This window comes from Agromyces albus (genome assembly GCF_004134825.1).
Lineage (GTDB): Bacteria > Actinomycetota > Actinomycetes > Actinomycetales > Microbacteriaceae > Agromyces > Agromyces albus.
Map to the genome: position 1 here is coordinate 32896 of NZ_SDPN01000027.1, position 18451 is coordinate 51346.

The following is an 18451-nucleotide window of genomic DNA, read 5'->3' on the forward strand; positions in this document are numbered from 1 at the left end:
CCACGGGCGCGGTGCTGTCGAGTCCCATGTCGTCGACTGCGAGCAGCAGCGCTCCAGCGTCAGCGCGTTCTCATCGCAATGGAACCGGCCTCTCCCTCGTGGGGATGGTTGGGGCCATTCTGGCCCTCCATCTCGCGGGGTTCAGTCTCCTTCTGGCACAAGGTGGGCGAGAAGGGGGTGCCGGCGCGTCCCTCAGTGTCGGGGTGGGGCTCACCGCCTACGTCCTGGGCCTACGGCACGCGTTCGACGCCGACCATATCGCGGCGATCGACAACACGACCCGGAAGCTGCTCAGTGACGGCAAGAAGCCCGTGTCGGTGGGGTTCTGGTTCTCCCTCGGTCATTCCACGGTCGTGCTGGCGCTCGTGGTGCTTCTCGCGCTCGGCGTGGGTGCTTTGGCCGGTCCGCTCCAGGACGACGATTCCGCGCTGCACCAGGTCACCGGCACCGTGGGCACGACCGTGTCGGGTCTGTTCCTGGGAATCATCGCGGCGATCAACGTCGTCCTGCTGGCATCGACGTGGCGAACATATCGGCGCGTGCGCTCCGGTGAGATCACGATGACTCAGGTGGAAGAGCACGCGACGAGCCGCGGCCCCCTCACCCGTCTCTTCGCACCGGTGATGCAAGCGATCCGCGCACCCTGGCAGATGTATCCGCTCGGCGTGCTCTTCGGCCTCGGATTCGACACCGCAACCGAGGTGGGCCTGCTGGTCCTTGCCGCAACCAACACGGGATCCGGTCTCGCGTGGTACACCCTGCTCGCGTTACCGCTCCTCTTCGCCGCGGGCATGTCACTCCTCGACACCGCCGACGGACTGGTGATGCGCTACGCGTACGGTTGGGCGTTCGCCGACGGTGCGCGCAAGCTTCGGTACAATCTGGCCATCACCGCGATCTCCGTCATCGTTGCCGTCGCAGTCGGAACCACCGAGCTCGTCGCGATGCTCGGCCAAGAACTCGGACTCAATGGCGGCGTGTGGCAGCTGGCAGCCGGCTTGGACCTCAACGTGATCGGGTTCGGAATCGCTGGTGGCCTGATCGTCATGTGGCTCGGCGCTGTTGTCCTATGGCGGCGATCGCGCCAGAAGTAAGGCAGCCCTGCGCAAACGAAAAAATCCGGCGCAGCCTGGGGCTGCGCCGGATCTATTGGTTGCGGGGGCAGGATTTGAACCTACGACCTCTGGGTTATGAGCCCAGCGAGCTACCGAACTGCTCCACCCCGCGGCACAAGAGACAACACTAGCATGCGTCTGGGCCACCGTCGAATCGAGGCCGTGGTCGCGTGCGGCATCCGTACATCGCATCACAACGGACTGTTGATCTCAGGCATCCGTACCGGAATCGGTTGTCGAAATCCCCCACTTTGTTAGGAACCCTTCCCAACTCGCTCGCTCGTTGGTACTGTCCCCGAGACCGCTCCACTTCGTCGGGTGCACTCCCGACACGACCGATGAGGATTCCATGTCACCACGCGTCCGCACGCTCCGCCGGGCCTCGATCACGCTGGCCACCGCCACCGCGATCGCCGCCTCTGCGATCGCCTCCCCCGCCCTCGCCGCACCCAGCGGCTCGAAACCGCCGCCCATCACGGGCCCGGCCGACATCAACGGATATCGCAGCGTCGGCTATCTCATGTCCGACGCGCCCGTCACTCGCGACTACCAGATCGAGGACCTCTTCGACACGGGCGCGATCCGCGACATCACGCACGTGAACTACGCCTTCGGCAACGTCACCGCAGATCTCCGCTGCGACATCCTCGACGCCGCCGGCGAGGGGGATGCGCACAACGACTTCCTCCGGCTCGTCTCGGCAGCCGACTCCGTCGACGGGAAGAAGGACAAGCCGGCGCAAGCGCTCGCCGGCAACTTCAACCAGCTGCGCAAGCTCAAGGAGCGCAGCCCCGAGACGAAAGTGCTGATCTCGCTCGGCGGCTGGACCTGGTCCGACAACTTCTCGGCGGCGGCTGCGACACCCGAGAGTCGCACCGCCCTCGTCTCCTCGTGCATCGATCTGTACCTGAAGGGCAACCTGCCCGTGATCGACGGCAAGGGCGGCCCCGGCGCGGCGGCCGGAATCTTCGACGGCATCGACGTGGATTGGGAGTGGCCGGTCACCGGAGGCGAGACGGCCAACGCGACTCCGGCCGACAACGAGAACTTCCTCGCCCTCATGGAGGAGTTCCGTGGGCAGCTCGACGCCTACGGCGCGGTGACCGGCGAGGACTACCTGCTCACGGCCTTCGCCCCCGCCGGCGGATGGAATGCCGGGCAGGGCGGCTGGCTCGACCCACGGCTGTTCGCGGCCGTCGACTTCCTCAACGTGCAGGGCTACGACTTCCACGGCGGCTGGGTGCCGAACATGACGGGACACCAGGGCAACCTGCATCCCGATGGCACGCAGAACTGGGGCCTCGGCCTCGACGGCGCGGTCGGCATGTACGTGAACGCCGGCGCTCGCCCCGACCAGCTGAACGCCGGCCTCGCGGCCTATGGACACGGCTGGAGCGGCGTCACGAACGGCGCCGAGGCGTGGCAGCCCGCTGCAGGATCGATCGGCACGAAGCCGTACTTCGAGATCCGCGATGTCGGCGACGCGTTCTTCGATGCCGCAGTCGGGGCCGCGTGGCGCTACGACGCCGCGACCGGCGACTGGTGGAGCCTCGACGACCCGTCGTCGGTCACGGCGAAGGCGGACTGGCTCACGAGCGAAGGATACGGCGGCGCCATGTGGTGGGACCTCTCGGGCGACTACCGCAACGAGCTCGGCGGTACACTCGGCGGGGCTTTGCGCGCCGCCGAGTCCGGACCGCTGGACTGAACGGAGCCGGCCGAGGCCGATGGCAACGCCATCAGTCTCGGCCGGCGCTCAGCCCGCTCAGCTCACCCGGTCGGCGTCGACGTCGCCGTCGTCAGTTCGAGCAGGCTCGAGATGATCTCGGCGAGCCGATCATCGGCCACGCCGTAGGCGGCCCAGTCACCCTCGACGCGCGCGGCCTCTTTGTCTTTCAGCACCTGCGATGCCTCATTCAGCAATGCCTGCACCTCGTCGGTCGGCGTCGCTGGCGTCTCGGGCGTCGTGGGAGCGCCTTCCTCGGGCGGCGTCGTCGGCTCGGTGCCCGGCTCGACCTCATTGTCGCCCGCTTCGGCGCCGGACTCGCCGCCGAACAGCACGTCGAGCGCGAGATCGAGGGTGTCCTCGAAGGCGATGTTGTCGCCGAAGGCCACGAGCACCTTCTGCAGCAGCGGGTAGCTCGTCTCTCCGGTGGACTTCACGTACACCGGCTGGACGTAGAGCAGACCGCCACCGACGGGCACCGTCAGCAGGTTGCCGTTGATGACCTCGGACTGGCCCTGCTTCAGGATGTTCAGTTGCGCCGAGATGCTCGGGTCACCGTTGAACTTGTTCTGCACCTGGCCGGGACCTGGCACGTTGTCGTCTTCGGGCAACGTCAGCAACCGAAGCGTGCCGTAGCCGTCGGCGCGCTCGCCGTCGACGTTGCCGGCGTCGGCATCGACGGCGAGATACCCGCGGAGCACGTTCCGGCTCGCCTCCCCCCGGGCTTCGGGGATGAACGACGAGTACAGCGAGTACGCGGGGTCGTCTTGACCGGGCATCTGCATCGTGAGGTAGTAGGGCGGTTGCAGCAGCGTGCTGCCGGCGCCTGCGGTCGGGTCTTTCGGCGTGGTCCACGCGTCTTCGCGCGAGTAGAACGAGCTCGCGTCGGTCACGTGGTAGCGACCGAGCACCGCTCGCTGCACCTTGAACAGGTCGGACGGGTAGCGCACGTGGCTCATGAGCTCGCCCGACATCTCGCTCATCGGCTGGAGCGTCGTGGGGAAGATCTTCTGCCACGTCTGCAGGATGGGGTCTTCCTCATCCCACGCGTAGAGCGTGACCTTGCCGTCGTAGGCGTCGACAGTGGCCTTCACCGAGTTGCGGATGTAGTTCACCTCGTCGAACGCGAGCGTGGGCGCGAGGCCCTCGCTGTCGGCGATGGCGTCGCTCATGCTCTGCTTGTTCGAGTACGGGTACTGGTCGGTGAGCGTGTAGCCGTCGACGATCCAGACGATCCGCCCGTCGACGACCGACGGGTAGGCGTCGGAATCGAGCGTGAGGTACGGCGCGACCTTCTGCACGCGCTCGATGGGGTCGCGGTCGTAGAGGATCTGTGAGTCGTTCGTGACGACGTCGGAGAGGAAGATCTGCTCCGACTGGAACTTCAGGGCGTAGACGAGCTTCGTGAACACGTTGTCGAGCTTCGGGCCGCCGTCGCCCTTGAACGTGGTCTGGGTCTGCCCGCCGTCGCCGGCCGCGGGATAGTCGAGCTCCACCGGGTCGTTGCCCTCGGGGGCGCCGACGATCGAGTAGTCGGGCGACTCCTCGCCGAAGTAGACGCGCGGCTCGAATTCGCCGAGATCACCCGTCGACGGGATGCCCGACTGCATGAAGACGGGCTGGCCGTCGACCGAGCGCTGGTTGCCCGCCGCGGCGACGAGTCCGTAGCCGTGCGTGTAGACGAGGTGCGTGTTGAACCACGTCTGGGCATCGCCGAGGCCGGCGAGGTTGAGGTCGCGAACGGCGACGACCGTGTCTTGCGTGCGATCGTCGATCTCGTAGCGGTCGACGTCGAGTGCGTCGGGGAACTGGTAGTACTGGCGGAACTGCTCGAGCTGCGCGAAGGCGTCGCTGATCTGCAGCGGGTCCATGAGGCGGATGTTGGCCGTGGTCTCGGCGTCTTCGCGCAAGGCGCCCGGCGTGGCGTCGGTCGTCGCCTTGTAGGGGATCTGCTCGATGTCGGAGACACCGTAGGCATCTCGAGTGAGGTCGATGCTGCGCTGGATGTAGGGCGCCTCGAGCGTGCGGGCGCTCGGGTCGACCTGGAAGCGCTGCACCACCCAGGGATAGAGCGAGCCGATGAGGATGCTCGACACGATGAGGAGCGCCGTTCCGATGAGCGGGAGGCGCCAGCGGCCGATGGCCGCCGTGATGAAGAACAGCACCGCGACGACCGCCGCGATGGCCGCGAGGATGCCACGGCCTGGGATCGTGGCGTTCACGTCGGTGTACGCCGCGCCCGTGATGAGCTCACCGGTCTCGGTCACCGTCGCGTACTGGTCGAACCAGATGCTGACGGCCTGGAGGAGCAGGTAGATGCCCGCCGTGATCGCGATCTGCACTCGCGCGGACTTCGAGATGACGACCTCTCGCCCGCTCACCCGGATGGCGCCGTACAGGTAGTTCGTGGCGATCACGAGCAGCACCGAGAGCAGCACCACGGCCGAGGCGAAGCCGACGATCGAACGGTAGTAGGGCAGCTCGAAGACGAAGAAGCCCACGTCGAACCCGAACTGGGGGTCGGTGGTGCCGAACGGCGTGCGGTTCAGGAAGGTGAGGGTGAGCTCCCACCGGCTCGAGACCGAGACGCCCGCGAACACGCCGAGCACGACCGGGATGCCGAACATGGCGAGCCGGCGCAGCGGCTCGAAGACCTCCTGGTAGCGGTCGAGCTGCGAGTTGAGCTTCGCGTAGACCGGTCGCGAGCGATAGGCGATCTGGATCGACGCCCACACGGGCAGCGCCATGGCGATGAAGCCGACGACGAAGAGCACGATGCGCGAGATCCACTCGGTGGTGAGCACCGGCAGGAAGCCGAGCTGGCTGAACCACAGGACGTCGGCGTAGAGGCCTGCGAAGACGAAGAATGCGATGACGAGGGCTGCGACCACCCCGATCGTGATCGCGATCGGCGCGCGACGGCGCGGCATCCTCGGTTCTTGCGACTGTGATGACACTCTCGGCCTCGTGTTCGGTCGGGATGGGATCGAGATTCCATCCTACGGTTGGTTCGCTTGGAGCCGGCTGTTCAGCCAGCCGTGCAGGAGGGGTAGGAGCCGGTCACCGCCCCGTCGGCGAGATCCTCCACGACGGTGCGGGCCTCTTCGAGGGTCGACACGGCGAAGACCTCGAGGCCGTCGGGCACGTGCCCGACCACTTCGCCGCAATTCGCCTCGGGGGCGAGGAACCAGTCGGCACCGGCATCCGAGGCGCCCCAGAGCTTCTGGCGGATGCCGCCGATGGGCCCGACCTCGCCCGCGGAGTCGATCGTGCCGGTTCCCGCCACGTTCTCGCCGCCCGTCATCGCGCCGGGAGTGAGCTTGTCGACGACGCCGAGCGCGAACATCATTCCGGCGCTCGGTCCGCCGACGTTGTCGAGCTGGAGTTCGACCTCGATCGGGAACTCGTAGCGCATCCGCACCCCGACACCGATCACGCTCGTGCCACCTCGGTCGACGGGGGTGACCTCGACGGTCTGCTCGACGCCGTCGCGGACGATCACGAGCGACGCCGCGGCATCCGGCCCGTTCTCCTGCACCGCCCCGCGCAGCTCGTCGACCGAATGCACGTCGCGCCCGTTCACCGAGACGATCACGTCGCCCTCGGCGATGGCGCCGTCGGCGGGCGAGTCCTCGAGCAGCCCCGCGACCGTCACCTCGCGGGGGAAGTCGTAGCCGAGTTCGACGAGCGCCGCGGCGATGGCGTCTTGCTGCGAGTCGACCATCGCCGCCTCGTTCTGGGCGTCGCGATCTTCATTGCTCACGCCGGCCGGGAAGACCGCCTCCACCGGCACGACCGAGCGGGTGCGATCCATCCACGCGGCGAGCACCTCGAGCCAGTTCGGGGTCTGACCGGGGAGTCCGATCACCGAAACCGTGAGCAGGTTGAGCTGGCCGTCGGTCGGATAGGTGCGCTCGTCGGGGATCTCGATGAGCGGCACCGCCTCGCCGTCGCGGTCTGCGGTGCCGAGCGTGTCGTAGACCGGCCCGGGGCGTTCGATGACGTAGGGCGTCGGCACCAGCGCGAACACCACCGCGACGGCCGTGGCGATCGTGAGCGACGCCCAGCCGATGCGCTCGCGCAACGGGCGGCGCTCGTACCGTGCCGACGACGGAGCATGCGGTGACGGCTCGTCGGCGAAGAGGGCCATCCGTGTTCGTTCCTTCCGGGGTGTCGTCGCCGGTGTGCGGGCCCGTGGCCCGGCGCTGTTCGCGAAGGGCGGACACCCGGAACGCCAGCCTAGGCCATTTCCCAGACATCGGGCCATGCGCTCGCGTTACGGTTGACGAGACGCGACTGGGAGGTGGCTGCAGTGGCCGATCGAGACGATGAGCCTGGCGACCTGAACCCCGAAGACGAGTTCCGGGAGATGCTCCGCGAACTGCTCTCGGGCGCGGGCGGCATCGATCCGTCGCGGCTCGCGGGGGCGGCCGGCCTGCCGAGCGATCCGGCGAGCATCGCCGCGCTGTTCGGTCAATTGCAGCAGGCGATGAACCAGGCCGGCGATGGCATCGACTGGAGCATCGCCCAGCGCCAGGGCGAGGAGCGAGCGGCCTCCGGCCAGCGTCAGGTCACCGACCAGGAGCGCGCCCGCCTCGACCAGGCGTTCCAGGTGGCTTCGCTCTGGCTCGATGAGGCGGTCTCGTTCTCAGCGCTGGCCGGCACCCCCGAACTGCTCACTCGACGCGCGTGGGTGGCCGCGACGATCGCGATCTGGTCGCAACTGGCCGAACCCGTCGCTCTCAGCATCTCCGACTCCCTCACGAGGGTCATGAGCGAGCAGGCTCCCGAAGAGCTGCAGTCGATGATCCAGGGTGCCAGCCGGATGATGCGGGGCATCGGCGGCGCGCTTTTCGCGATGCAGCTCGGTCAGGTGGTCGGCCAGCTCGCCACCGAGGTCGTCTCCGGCGGCGACATCGGCATTCCCCTGCTCGAAGACGGCCACGCCGCGATCCTGCCGCAGAATGCCGCAGTGTTCGGCGAGGGACTCGACATCCCCAACGACCAGGTCGAGCTCTACCTCGCGGTGCGCGAGCTCGCGCATGCGCGACTCTTCCGGCACGCGAGGTGGCTGCGCCTGCACCTCATCACCGCGATCACCGCGTTCGCACGCGGCATCGACATCGACACCGATCGGCTCGAAGAGCTCGCCGAGGGATTCGACCCATCGAACCCCGAAGAGCTGCGCAACGCGGTCGTCAACGGCGCGCTGATCCGCCCGAAGAGCGAGGCCCAGCAGGCGGCGCTCGCCCGGCTCGAGACCATGCTCGCCCTCGTCGAGGGCTGGGTCGACGCGGCTACGGCCGCTGCCACCGAGCGACTGCCGAAGTCCGACGCGATCGCCGAGTCGATCCGCCGCCGGCGCGCCTCGGGCGGCCCGGCCGAATCCGCGTTCGCAACCCTCGTCGGACTCGAGCTGCGGCCGCGGCGGTTGCGCGAGGCGACCGCGATGTGGCGCGCCGTCACCGACGCCGTCGGGGTCGACGCGCGCGATGCGCTCTGGTCGCATCCCGACCTGCTGCCGACGGCCGCCGACCTCGACGACCCGAGCGCGCTCGTCGCTCGACTCACGGGCGCCGAATCTCGCACCGAAGCCGACGACGAATTCGACCAGGCGCTCGAGCAGTTGCTGCGCGGCGAGACCCCCGCGGCTCCGGGCGAAGACGGCGAGGAGCCGGCTCCCTAAGCGGCGAGCGCCGCCTGCGTCACGGGCCCTGTGGACGGATGCCGCCGCCTCCGCGGTACTTGGGGCAAGCTCTCCGCATGGTCCCCCGCATCGACCCGGCCCTCCCGCTCGTGTGGCGCTCGCCCCACGAACTGCAATTCGGTGCCCTGGCGCCGCGAGTCGTGCTCCGCGATCCGGGCGAGCTCGAGACCGGCCTCATCGCAGCCCTCCGCCACGGCGCACGCCTCTCGACGCTCCAGACGATCGGAGCCGGCCTCGGCGGCTCCCCCGCCGACATCGCGCGGCTGCTCGACGTGCTCGCCCCCGTATTCGAACCAGAGGACGCAGCGGATGACGCGGCATCCGTCGACCGATCGCACCGGGCCGTGATCGCGCTCGATGCCGACGGCCTCGTGGCGCAGCTCCTCGAGTCGAGCCTCACGGCGCTCGGCTACGACGTGACGCCGGTCGACGAGGCCGATCCCGACCATGTCGACCTCGTGGTGATCGCGGCCGCCTGGGTGATCCCGCCGCCGCGCTACCTGCCCTGGCTTCGCAGCGACGTACCGCACCTCGCGCTCGTCTTCGACGAGTCGGGCGCGCGCGTGGGCCCCCTCGTCGAACCGGGCAGCGGGCCGTGCCTGCGCTGCCTCGACCTCTCGCGGCGCGACGCCGACGCTGCCTGGCCGGTGATCGGCGCACAGCTCGCCGGGCGAGCGGCGGCGGGTCTCACCGCTCGCCTCGCCCACGATGCTGCGGCACTTGCGGCGTCGGTCATCGACGACCGCATCTCGCGAGGCACCACCGATCTCGCCGCCGCGTCGATCACCCTGCCGAGGCCCGGCGACGAGCCGCGACACCAGCAGCATCCCCCGCACCCCGCGTGCGGTTGCCGAGCTCCTGGAGGAAACGCGACGGCTCCCGTTCCCCTCGATGCGTTCCGCTCTGGCGCGGCCAGCTCAGTTCGAGCCGGCGCCGTGCCCGCGTGATCCCGACGTAGAGCAGGCGGCGCTCCTCGTCGATGGCGTCGAACCCCTTCGCGTAGGCGATCGGCAGCATGCCCTCGGTCAGGCCGACGATGAAGACGTCATCCCACTCGAGGCCTTTCGCCGAGTGCAAGGTCGCAAGGGTGACGGCCGACACGGTCGGCTCGTGCTGCGCCTCAGCGCGAGCGCGGAGCTCATCGGCGAACGCGCGGAATGTCGTGCCCGCCGGGGCGTCGTCGACGAGTCGCGCGATCGCATTGAGGGACTCCCAACGGGCTCGCACGGCACCCGGTCCGTCGGGCGGCTGCACCGTCCACCCCATCGAGCGGAGCACGTCGCTCACCGACTTGAACAGGGGCTCGCCCGCAATCGTGAGCGCCGCCGCACGCAGTGCGTGCACCGCCTCGCGCACCTCGGGCTGGTCGAAGAACCGCGACGCGCCGCGCACCCGCGAGCCGACGCCCACCTCTTCGAGTGCTCGCTCGAGAATCGCCGATTGGGAGTTCACGCGCATGAGCACCGCGATGGACTCGGGCGGGGTGCCCGCGTCGATGCGCGAGCGGATGCGGGTGGCGACGCCGCGGGCCTCGGTGAGCTCGTCGGCGTAGGCGGTGACCATGGGCTCGGCGAGCGGGGCGATCGGCGCGGCATCCGCTTCGCCTCCACTCGGCCGGTCGGCGACGGCCTCGAGCCGCAGGGCGCCCGCCCGGCCGCGCATCAGGCGGTTGGCGACGCCGACGATCTGGCGAGTCGATCGGTAGTTGCGTTCGAGCCGAACGACGATCGCATCGTCGAATCGGCGCTCGAAGTCGAGCAGGTATTGCGAGCTCGCCCCCGCGAAGGAGTAGATCGTCTGGCTCGCGTCGCCGACGACGCACAGGTCGCGGCGACCGCCGAGCCAGAGCTCGAGCAATTGCTGCTGGGCCGGCGAGACGTCCTGGTACTCGTCGACGACGAAGTGCCGGTAGCTCTCCCGCACGTGCATGGCGACGGATGCCTCGGACTCGATCATGCCGGCCGTCGCGAGCAGCACGTCTTCGAAGTCGAGCATGCGCCGCTCGTCCTTCAGGTCTTCGTACGCCTGCACGAGCGCGAGGAACTGCTCGGCGCTCAGGGCTCCCGGCGCACCGCGAGTGGCGAGGCGCGCCGCATAGGCGTCGGGGCCGAGGGCCGCCACCTTGCGCCATTCGATCTCAGCGGCGACATCCCGCAACGTCGGCACGTCGACCCTGAGCCGCAGCTTCTCGGCCGCCTGGCCGAGCAACCGGCCCTTGTACTCGAGCACTCGCGGCGCCTGTCCGCCGACGACGAGCGGCCAGAAGTGGTTCAACTGGGCGAGCGCCGCGGCGTGGAACGTGCGCGCCTGCACCGCACCCGCGCCGAGCGCACGCAAGCGCGCGCGGAGCTCGGCGGCCGCTCGCGACGTGAACGTGAGCGCCATGACCCGGGCGGGGTCGTAGGCGCCCGACGATACGCCGTACGCGATGCGATGCGTGATGGCGCGCGTCTTGCCGGTGCCCGCACCGGCGAGCACGCACACCGGGCCGAGCAGCGCCTCTGCCGCGACGCGCTGCTCATCGTCGAGGGCGTCGAGCAGGGGGTCGGATGGCGCGGTCATCGCGTCGACCACGGCAGGCCCTCGTCGATCGGGCCGCCGAACCACCGCTCGAGCAGCCACCGGGCGATCGACGTCTCTCCGGGAAGGGCGATCTCGCCGAGCGAGGCGACGAGCTCGTCGCGGCTGAACCAGCGGAGCTCGATGATCTCCTCGCCGTCGGCCACCGCCGATGCAGCGGGAGTCCCGTCGGCGACTCGCGCGGTGAAGCCGAGCATGAGGCTCGCCGGGAACGGCCAGGGCTGCGACGCGACGTATTCGACGCGGTCGACGAGCACGCCGGCCTCCTCGCCGATCTCACGCACGACGGCGGCTTCGAGCGACTCGCCGGGTTCGACGAAGCCGGCGAGCAGCGAGAATCGGTGCTGTTCCCAGAGCGCGTTCGACCCGAGGAGCACGCGATCGTCGTCGTCGACGACGAGCACGATGACTGCGGGGTCGGTGCGCGGGAACAGCAGGTTGCCCTCGTTCTCGCAGCGCCGCGACCAGCCCGCCTGCACCGGGACCGTCGTCGCGCCGCATCGCGGGCAGTGCGCGTGCCCCTCGTGCCAGGTCGCCATCGCCACCGCCTCGGTGATGAGCGCGGCATCGCGGCTGCCGAGCACGGGCACGGCCTGCCGGAGGCCCGACCAGCGTGCCTCTTCGGGTTCGATCAGGGCCGCGGCATCCTCGTCGAACACCCGCACCTCGAACATGACGTCATCGGCGCGGCCGAGGTAGCAGCGCAGTGTCGGCTCGGGAAGTTCACTCGGATGCCGGAGCTCCAGCGCCGGCGCCGAGCCCTCGATGCGCTCGGCGAGGAGCGCCCGGCCGAGCCGCACTGCCACGACGCGCGAGGCCGGATCGGCGTCGAATCGCGCCTCGAAGTCGGGATCGGCGCGGGTCCTGCCGTCACGATCGATCGGCGCGCGGGCCAGTGGCGGGGACGTGGAAACGGTCACGGACCACCTCTCGCTGCTCGGTCGGAGTCGGCCGGAAGGCGTGGCGGTCGCTCGGCTCGCGGAGATGCCTGCTTAAGCTGAGTGCCATGGCCAGACCCCCTCTCACCTTAGCCGCGTTGGCCACGGCGGCGGTGCCCGGTCTCGAGGTGAACGCCGCTCGGCCGCACACTCGCCGCAGCCATGGCGCGTTCGACGCGGTGGAGCTCACCGCCCTCGACGAGCAGCACCTGCTCATCCGTGTCCCACGTTCACAAGCCGCGGAGTCCGAGCAATCGGCCGACCTCGTGGCGCTTCGTGCGTTGACGCCGGGAATCCGCGCGCGTCTCCCGTTCGCCGTGCCGACCTATGTCGGGCAGGCACCGATCGACGGCACCCGTGCGATCGTCACCGAGTACCTGCCCGGTTCGGTGCAGTCGGCCGACGAGCTCACCGCGCACGAGCGGCTCGCGGCATCCGTGGGCCTTGCGATCGCCGCCGTGCACGCCCTGCCGAGCGGCTTCGTCGCCGACGCCGGGTTGCCGCGGCAGACCGCCGAGGAGTCGCACGATGCGGTCGTCGAGCTCATCGGCCGCACCGCCGACACCGGTCGCCTGCCCGCCGCGATCCTTCGCCGCTGGGAGGAGGCCACCGATGACGAGGCGCTCTGGCGATTCCGCCCCACGGTCGTCAACGGCGCGCTGAGCGCCGACTCGATCCTCGTCGACGGCGAGACGGTGACCGGCATCATCGGCTGGTCCGCGCTCGCGCTCGGCGACCCGGCGATCGACCTGCACTGGTTGCTCACGTCGCGAGGCGCCGCCGCCGAGCGAGCGCTCGAGGCATACATCGGCGCTCGCGAGGGCGGCGCCGACGCGCACCTGCCGCAGCGGGCGCTGCTCTACGGCGAGCTCGAGCTCGCGAAGTGGCTGCTGCACGGGGTCGAGGTTCACGACGAGTCGATCGTCGACGACGCGGTCGGGCTGCTCGACGGTCTCGTCGAGAGCGTGCATGACCACTCGAGTGAGCCGCTGTCGCCCGAGACCGGCCCGATCCTCACCGTCGGCGATGTCGAGCGGTTGCTCGACGAGACGCCGCGCGACCACGTGCCGCGCGAGGGGAGTTCGAGCATGCTCACCGACAGCTACGACTTCTCGGAACTCGAACGCCGCGACGCCGGTGAGCGCGATGCGCCGCCGATGGATGCCACGGCCCCGATCCCGCTCGACCTGAGCGACTGGGGCGACGCAAGCCCGCCTGCCCGCACGGGTCAGACCGACGCCGTCGACTCCGACGCCGAGACCGACGCCCAGGCACGCCGCAACGCCGCTTCGTCGTAGAGCTGCTCGGGGCGGATCACGCGGTCGTCTTCGACGAAATAGAAGACCGCGTCGACGATCTCGGGCGCGACGCCCGCCCAGCTCGCGTAGGCGAGACGGTAGAGCGCGAGTTGCGTCTGCTTGAGCTCGAGATCGCGGGCGTCTCGCGGCGCCTTGCCCGTCTTCCAGTCGACGAGCTGGTATCGGATGCCGCGTGCCGCGAGCTCGCTGCCCGGCTCGACCTCGTAGACGGCGTCGAGCTTGCAGACGAAGACGTTGCCGCCGATCGGCAGGTGCAGCTCGAGCTCGACGGCGATGGGCTTGCGGGTGCCCCACTCGGATGCCGCGAACGTGGCCTGCAGGGCGCGGAGGCGCTCGGGGGCGGCATCCGCGACATACAGGCCGGATTCGCGGGAGTCGCCTGGCCCGCCGGTTGCTCCGGTGCCGGTGCCGGTGCCGTCGCCGAGGCCCTCGAGCGCATCGATCGCCGCAGCCTCGCCCTCGCCGGTGGATCGATGCTCGACCCACTCGTGGAAGAGCGTGCCGATGCGGGTGGCACGGAAGGGCCGCTGCGGCATCGGGCGCCGGAGCTGGGCGGCGACGGCGGCCGGGTCGTCGACGTAGTCCTTGAACCTCGACGCCGGGACGCGGGCCGGGATGTCGGGGGTGCCGGGGCCGTCGGCGCGACGGCGCCGCTCCTCGAGGAGCAGGCGGATCTGCTCGGCGAGACGCGGGCCGATGCCGGCGCCGCTCGGGCCCTCGGCGGCGGAACGCACGGCGCGCGCAGCGGCCTCGACCGCCGATCGTCGCTCGCCGAGCGGATCGAGCGGCCAGCGTTCACGCTCGACGACGTCGCCGCGCGGATTCTCGTCGGCCTCGGGTGCCGTGGGGAGTCGACTCGCCTCGATGACCCCGGCGTGCACGAGCTCGCGGATGAAGGGGCTCGGCTGTCGCGGCGCCTTCTGCGTCGACCACCACGACCCGGTGAGGAGGAGGTCGGCGCGAGTGCGCGTGAGGGCGACGTAGGCGAGGCGTCGCTCTTCGGCGGCGTGCCGCTCGCGGTTCTCGGCGGCGAAGGCCGTGACCGCCTCGTCGAACTCGGCCTGGCTCTGCACGCCGCGCCACTCCAGTTCGGGCAATTCGTCGCGGTCGCCCTTGAAGTCGTTCGGCAGCTCGCCGAATGCGAGCCAGCCCTTCGCCGACCTCGGCTTCGACGGCAGTTCGTCTTCGACCATGCGCGGGATCGCCACGACGTCCCACTCGAGTCCCTTCGACCCGTGTATGGAGAGCACCTGCACGGCGCCCGGCTCGGGTTCGTCGTGTCGCGGTGCGAGCCGGTCGCGCTGCTCGGCCTCGGTGAGCCACCCGAGGAACGAGCCGAGGGTCGGATGCTCCGAGACGTCGACGAATCCCGCGAGCAGCTCGTCGAACGCCTCGAGGCTCGGCCTCCCGAGCGGCTGTGCGGCGTTCGCGGCGACCTCGATGTCGAGAAGCAGCTCCTGCTGCACGAGGCTGACGAAGTCGACGAGGCCGAGCCCCGCGCGCCGACGAAGCGATTGCAGTTGCGCACCGGCGCGTCGCATGCGGGCGAGCCCCGTCTCGCTGAAGCCCTTGAGCGCCGAATGGCTGTCTGGCGCGGTGAGGAGGTAGTCGAGGGCATCGACGATCGAGGGCGACTCATCGGGCGCGATCGAGGCGCGAAGGCCCGCGCGCACGTCGTCGCCGAGGCGGCGAGCGGCGAAGTCGCGGTCGGCGAGCCACTTGGCGAGGCCGTGCAGCGCCGCCAGGTCGGCCGCACCGATTCGCCACCGCGCGCCGCCGAGCACGCGAACCAGCTCCGACCCCGCCGACGGATCGTGCAGCACTCGCAGCACGCACACGAGGTCGGCGATCACGGGCTGGTCGAGCAGGCCCGCCATGCCGAGCACGTGCACGGGTACACCGTGTTCCCGGAGTGCCGCCGTGAACACGCCGACGTTCGCGAATGTGCGGCAGAGCAGGGCCCCGCTGCGTGCCTGGCCGTCGCCGCGCCGCACGAGGCGCTGGGCGAACCAGCGCGCGACGCGATCGGCCTCGAGCTCGATCGTCTCGGCCCACTCGAACTCGAGCCGCCCCGGGCCGGCGAAGGGCGGTGCGGCGAGCGGTGCCTTCGGGATGCCGGCGTCGAGCTGCGCGATGAGCGCGTTCGCCGCGTCGAGCACGACCCTGGGGTTGCGCCAGCTCGTCGACAGGTCGAAGACCGACGCGTCGCCGGCGGTGGCGAAGTCGCCGCCGAATCGCGCGAGGTTCGCGGCACTCGCGCCGCGCCATCCGTAGATCGACTGGTCGGGGTCGCCGACGGCCATCACGGGCTGCCCGGCGAACAGCGTCGCGAGCAGCTTCGTCTGCACGACGCTCGTGTCCTGGTATTCGTCGAGGAGCACCGTGCGGTAGCGCTCGCGGTGGGCGGCGACCACCTCGGGATTCCTCGTGCAGATCTCGAGGGCGAGCGAGACCTGGTCGGAGAACTCGACGTAGCCGCGCTGCTGCTTGGCCGCCGCGTAGGCGTCGGCGAGCTCGAGGAGCGGCGGCAGGGCGCCGACGACGCCGAGCGCGTCGGTGAACGACGCGAACGGCGTGCGCTTGCGGGGCGCCTCGATGGGCAGCCCTTCCATCGTGAGGAAATCCCGGATCATCGCCCGCACGTCGCGACTGTCGGCGACGTTCTCGGCGAGCGCGCGGCTGAGCGCCAGCACGGCGCCGGTGACCCGGTCGAGCGAGGCGTCGAGTTCGACGAGCCGCGGGTCATCGGATGCCGCGACGACGGTTCGGGCGAGTTGCCAAGCGGATGCCTCGCCGAGCACGGCGGCGTCGGGTTCGCGCCCGATGAGCATCGCGTGCTCGCGGTAGATGGCGCTCGCGAAGGCGTTGTACGTGCCGACCGACGCGGATTCGAGCGGGTCGAGCGAGACGTCGGCGATGCCCTCGGCCACGAGTTGCGCCACGCGCTCGCGCACTCGCTCGGCGAGCTCGCCGGCGGCCTTGCGAGTGAAGGTGAGGCCGAGCACCTCGGGCACGTCGACGTGGCCGTTCGCGAGCAGCCACACGACACGATTCGCCATGGTCTCGGTCTTGCCGCTGCCGGCGCCCGCCACGACGATGCTCTGGCCGCGAGGGTCGGCTTCGATGACCGCGCGTTGTTCAGGGGTCGGCGCGTGCAGGCCGAGGCGCGCGGCGATCTCGATGGCGCTGAGCCCCGCGCTCACGCCGACACCGCCGGCACGAGGTGCACTCGGTACTGCCATGCGCCGAATCGCGAGCGGAATCCGAGTTCGGCCGGCCCCTCGAACTCGGCGCCGGCCATCGTGCGCGCGACCGCGGCGAGCCGTTCGCGAAATGCGGCTTCGGCGTCGTCGTCGAACGGCTGCTGGGCACGTTCGGTGTAGCCCACGCCCCGCGTGGGCTTCGCAAGGTACACGAGCTTCGCCCCGCCCTGGGCGCCGGCGTGCGGCACCTCGCCTGCACGAGCCGCGAGCTGGTACGCGGCGAGCTGTGGGTGCGCTGCGGTCTGTTCGGCGGTGGGGGGCGTGCGGCCCGTCTTCAGGTCGACGATCACGGTCGTGCCGTCGGGCGACGCCTCGACGCGATCGATCGTGCCCGTGATGCGCACGCGATCGACGATGAGCGTGAACCGGCCTTCGGCGCCGAGCAGCACCTTGCCGTCGTCGGCGAAGTTCGTGAGGTAGTCGGATGCCCCTTCGACCATGCGTCGCGCCCCGCGACGCTCGCGCTCGGCCACCCAGCCCGCCTCGAAGCGGAGCTCACGCCACCGCAGCTCGACCGCCGCCCAGAGTGTCTCGATGCTCGTGTCGCCGTCGTCGCGGGCACCCGCCTCTTCGACGACCGCGTGCACGATCGTGCCGATCGAGGCGGCGAGCCCCGACGGCGGCGACGCGACGTGGTCGATGAACCAGCCGAGCGGTGATTCCTCGGCCCGGTCGATCTGCGACGGCGACACGGGCACGAGCGCCTCGGGGTCGCCGTCGAGGTCGACGAGCGGGGCGGTCGACGAGAGCGGCCGGAGCCCGTACCAGTCGTCGGGGTTCGCTCCGGGCACGCCCTCCTCGGCCAGCAGCGCGAGCGCGGCCGGCGCCTCGCCCGACGGGGAGGCGGCCGCCTCGTGACGCAATGCGCCGACGAGCCCGCGGAGGTGGAGCGGACGACGGCGCGAACCCGCGATGCGCTGCGTGGCGTACCCCATGAGCATCGACGGCTGCTCGTCGTCATTCGCCGTGCAGCTGAGCACGAGCTGGAGAGTGGCCCTCGACGCAGCGAGGGCGAAGAGACGCAGCTCGTCGCCGCGCACCGACGCGCGCGCTTCGGCGACCGACTCGGGTGCCGGCAGCGGCTCGCCCGCGCGAGCCGCCGCGACGACGCGGGGCAGGAGCGCGGCGTGCAACAGCGTGCCGCGCGGTCGCAGGTTCGGCCAGACTCCCTCTTGCAGGCCGGCGATCACGACGACCTCGAACGCTCGCCCGATGAGCGCGGGCGGCGTCGTGACGAGCACGGTCTCGGCGCTGCGTCTGGGAGCGAGCGAGTCTTCGGGCAACTCGCTCGCAAGCACCTCGTCGACGAAGCGGGAGGCCGGCGCCTCGGGCTCGCGCTCGACGAATCGCTGGGCGGCTGCGAAGAGCGCGACGGCGGCGTCGAGTGCGCGGTTCGCCTCTTCGGCGAGCACGCCCGTGCCGGCCGCCTGCGCCGCCCACTCGGTGGCGAGGCCGCTGCCGTTCCACAGTGCCCAGAGCAGCTCTTCGACGGTGCCGCCACTCTCGGCCACGCCTCGCGCTGCCGCGAGGAGCTTGGCGAGTCGCCCTGCGCGCCTCGCCGGGGCGGCATCGATCGTCTCGAATCCGCCGGGTGCAGCGAGGGCCTCGACGAGCAGTTCGTCGCCCGTGCGGTCGCCGCCGCCGGCGAGCTCCTCGTGGCGGAGCGCGAGACGGAGCCGGCGCAAGCCGACGCCGTCGAGTCGGCCCAGCGGGCCGGTGAGCACCGCGACGGCGAGCTCGGGCGTGAGCGGCTCGCGACCGAGCGCGAGGGATGCCGCGGAGAGTAGCGCCGCAGCGGCGGGT

General features: G+C 70.5%; 10 protein-coding genes and 1 tRNA gene. 4 read left to right on the top strand and 7 right to left on the bottom strand.

Features of this window, described 5'->3' with window-relative positions; translation table 11 throughout:
- Positions 1-26 precede the first annotated feature (26 nt).
- Positions 27-1094: a HoxN/HupN/NixA family nickel/cobalt transporter gene (locus ESP51_RS13765; RefSeq protein ID WP_129521479.1), complete on the top strand. Its 1068-nt coding sequence runs from the start codon at positions 27-29 to the stop codon at positions 1092-1094.
- Positions 1095-1150: 56 nt separating this feature from the next.
- Here ESP51_RS13765 and ESP51_RS13770 read toward each other — a convergent pair.
- Positions 1151-1227, bottom strand: a tRNA-Met gene (locus tag ESP51_RS13770).
- A gap of 237 nt (positions 1228-1464) precedes the next feature.
- Between ESP51_RS13770 and ESP51_RS13775 the strand changes: the two genes are divergently transcribed.
- Entirely contained in the window at positions 1465-2823 is a 1359-nt protein-coding gene (locus ESP51_RS13775) for a glycoside hydrolase family 18 protein (protein WP_129521470.1), read from the top strand.
- Positions 2824-2885: 62 nt separating this feature from the next.
- Here the strand turns inward: ESP51_RS13775 and ESP51_RS13780 are convergent, their stop codons facing one another.
- Together ESP51_RS13780 and ESP51_RS13785 are read right to left on the bottom strand one after the other, a co-directional pair.
- Positions 2886-5771, bottom strand: a complete 2886-nt coding sequence (locus ESP51_RS13780) for a UPF0182 family membrane protein (RefSeq protein WP_164990521.1) — start codon at positions 5769-5771, stop codon at positions 2886-2888.
- A 98-nt stretch (positions 5772-5869) separates the two neighbouring features.
- Complete coding sequence (locus ESP51_RS13785; protein WP_129521471.1) at positions 5870-6991, bottom strand: YlbL family protein; 1122 nt, start codon at positions 6989-6991, stop codon at positions 5870-5872.
- Between the two features lie 162 nt (positions 6992-7153).
- Between ESP51_RS13785 and ESP51_RS13790 the strand changes: the two genes are divergently transcribed.
- On the top strand, positions 7154-8527 hold the full coding sequence (locus ESP51_RS13790; protein ID WP_422386851.1) for a zinc-dependent metalloprotease: 1374 nt from the start codon (positions 7154-7156) through the stop codon (positions 8525-8527).
- A gap of 804 nt (positions 8528-9331) precedes the next feature.
- On the opposite strand, the gene ESP51_RS13795 is transcribed toward ESP51_RS13790, so the two are convergent.
- Positions 9332-11110, bottom strand: a complete 1779-nt coding sequence (locus tag ESP51_RS13795; RefSeq protein WP_164990522.1) for an ATP-dependent helicase — start codon at positions 11108-11110, stop codon at positions 9332-9334.
- Entirely contained in the window at positions 11107-12048 is a 942-nt protein-coding gene (gene nudC / locus ESP51_RS13800) for an NAD(+) diphosphatase (RefSeq protein WP_164990523.1), read from the bottom strand. Before nudC ends, ESP51_RS13795 begins: the two co-directional genes overlap by 4 nt.
- Before the next feature lie 86 nt (positions 12049-12134).
- Between nudC and ESP51_RS13805 the strand changes: the two genes are divergently transcribed.
- Positions 12135-13364 (top strand): phosphotransferase, encoded by a 1230-nt coding sequence (locus ESP51_RS13805; protein ID WP_129521474.1) that lies wholly within the window; start codon positions 12135-12137, stop codon positions 13362-13364.
- Here the strand turns inward: ESP51_RS13805 and ESP51_RS13810 are convergent.
- Positions 13295-16627: an ATP-dependent DNA helicase gene (locus ESP51_RS13810; RefSeq protein WP_129521475.1), complete on the bottom strand. Its 3333-nt coding sequence runs from the start codon at positions 16625-16627 to the stop codon at positions 13295-13297. The two genes, ESP51_RS13805 and ESP51_RS13810, sit on opposite strands and share 70 nt — an antisense overlap.
- Positions 16585-18451: PD-(D/E)XK nuclease family protein (locus ESP51_RS13815; RefSeq protein WP_206737315.1), on the bottom strand; the 1867-nt coding region annotated here is incomplete at its 5' end. The genes ESP51_RS13815 and ESP51_RS13810, both read right to left, overlap by 43 nt.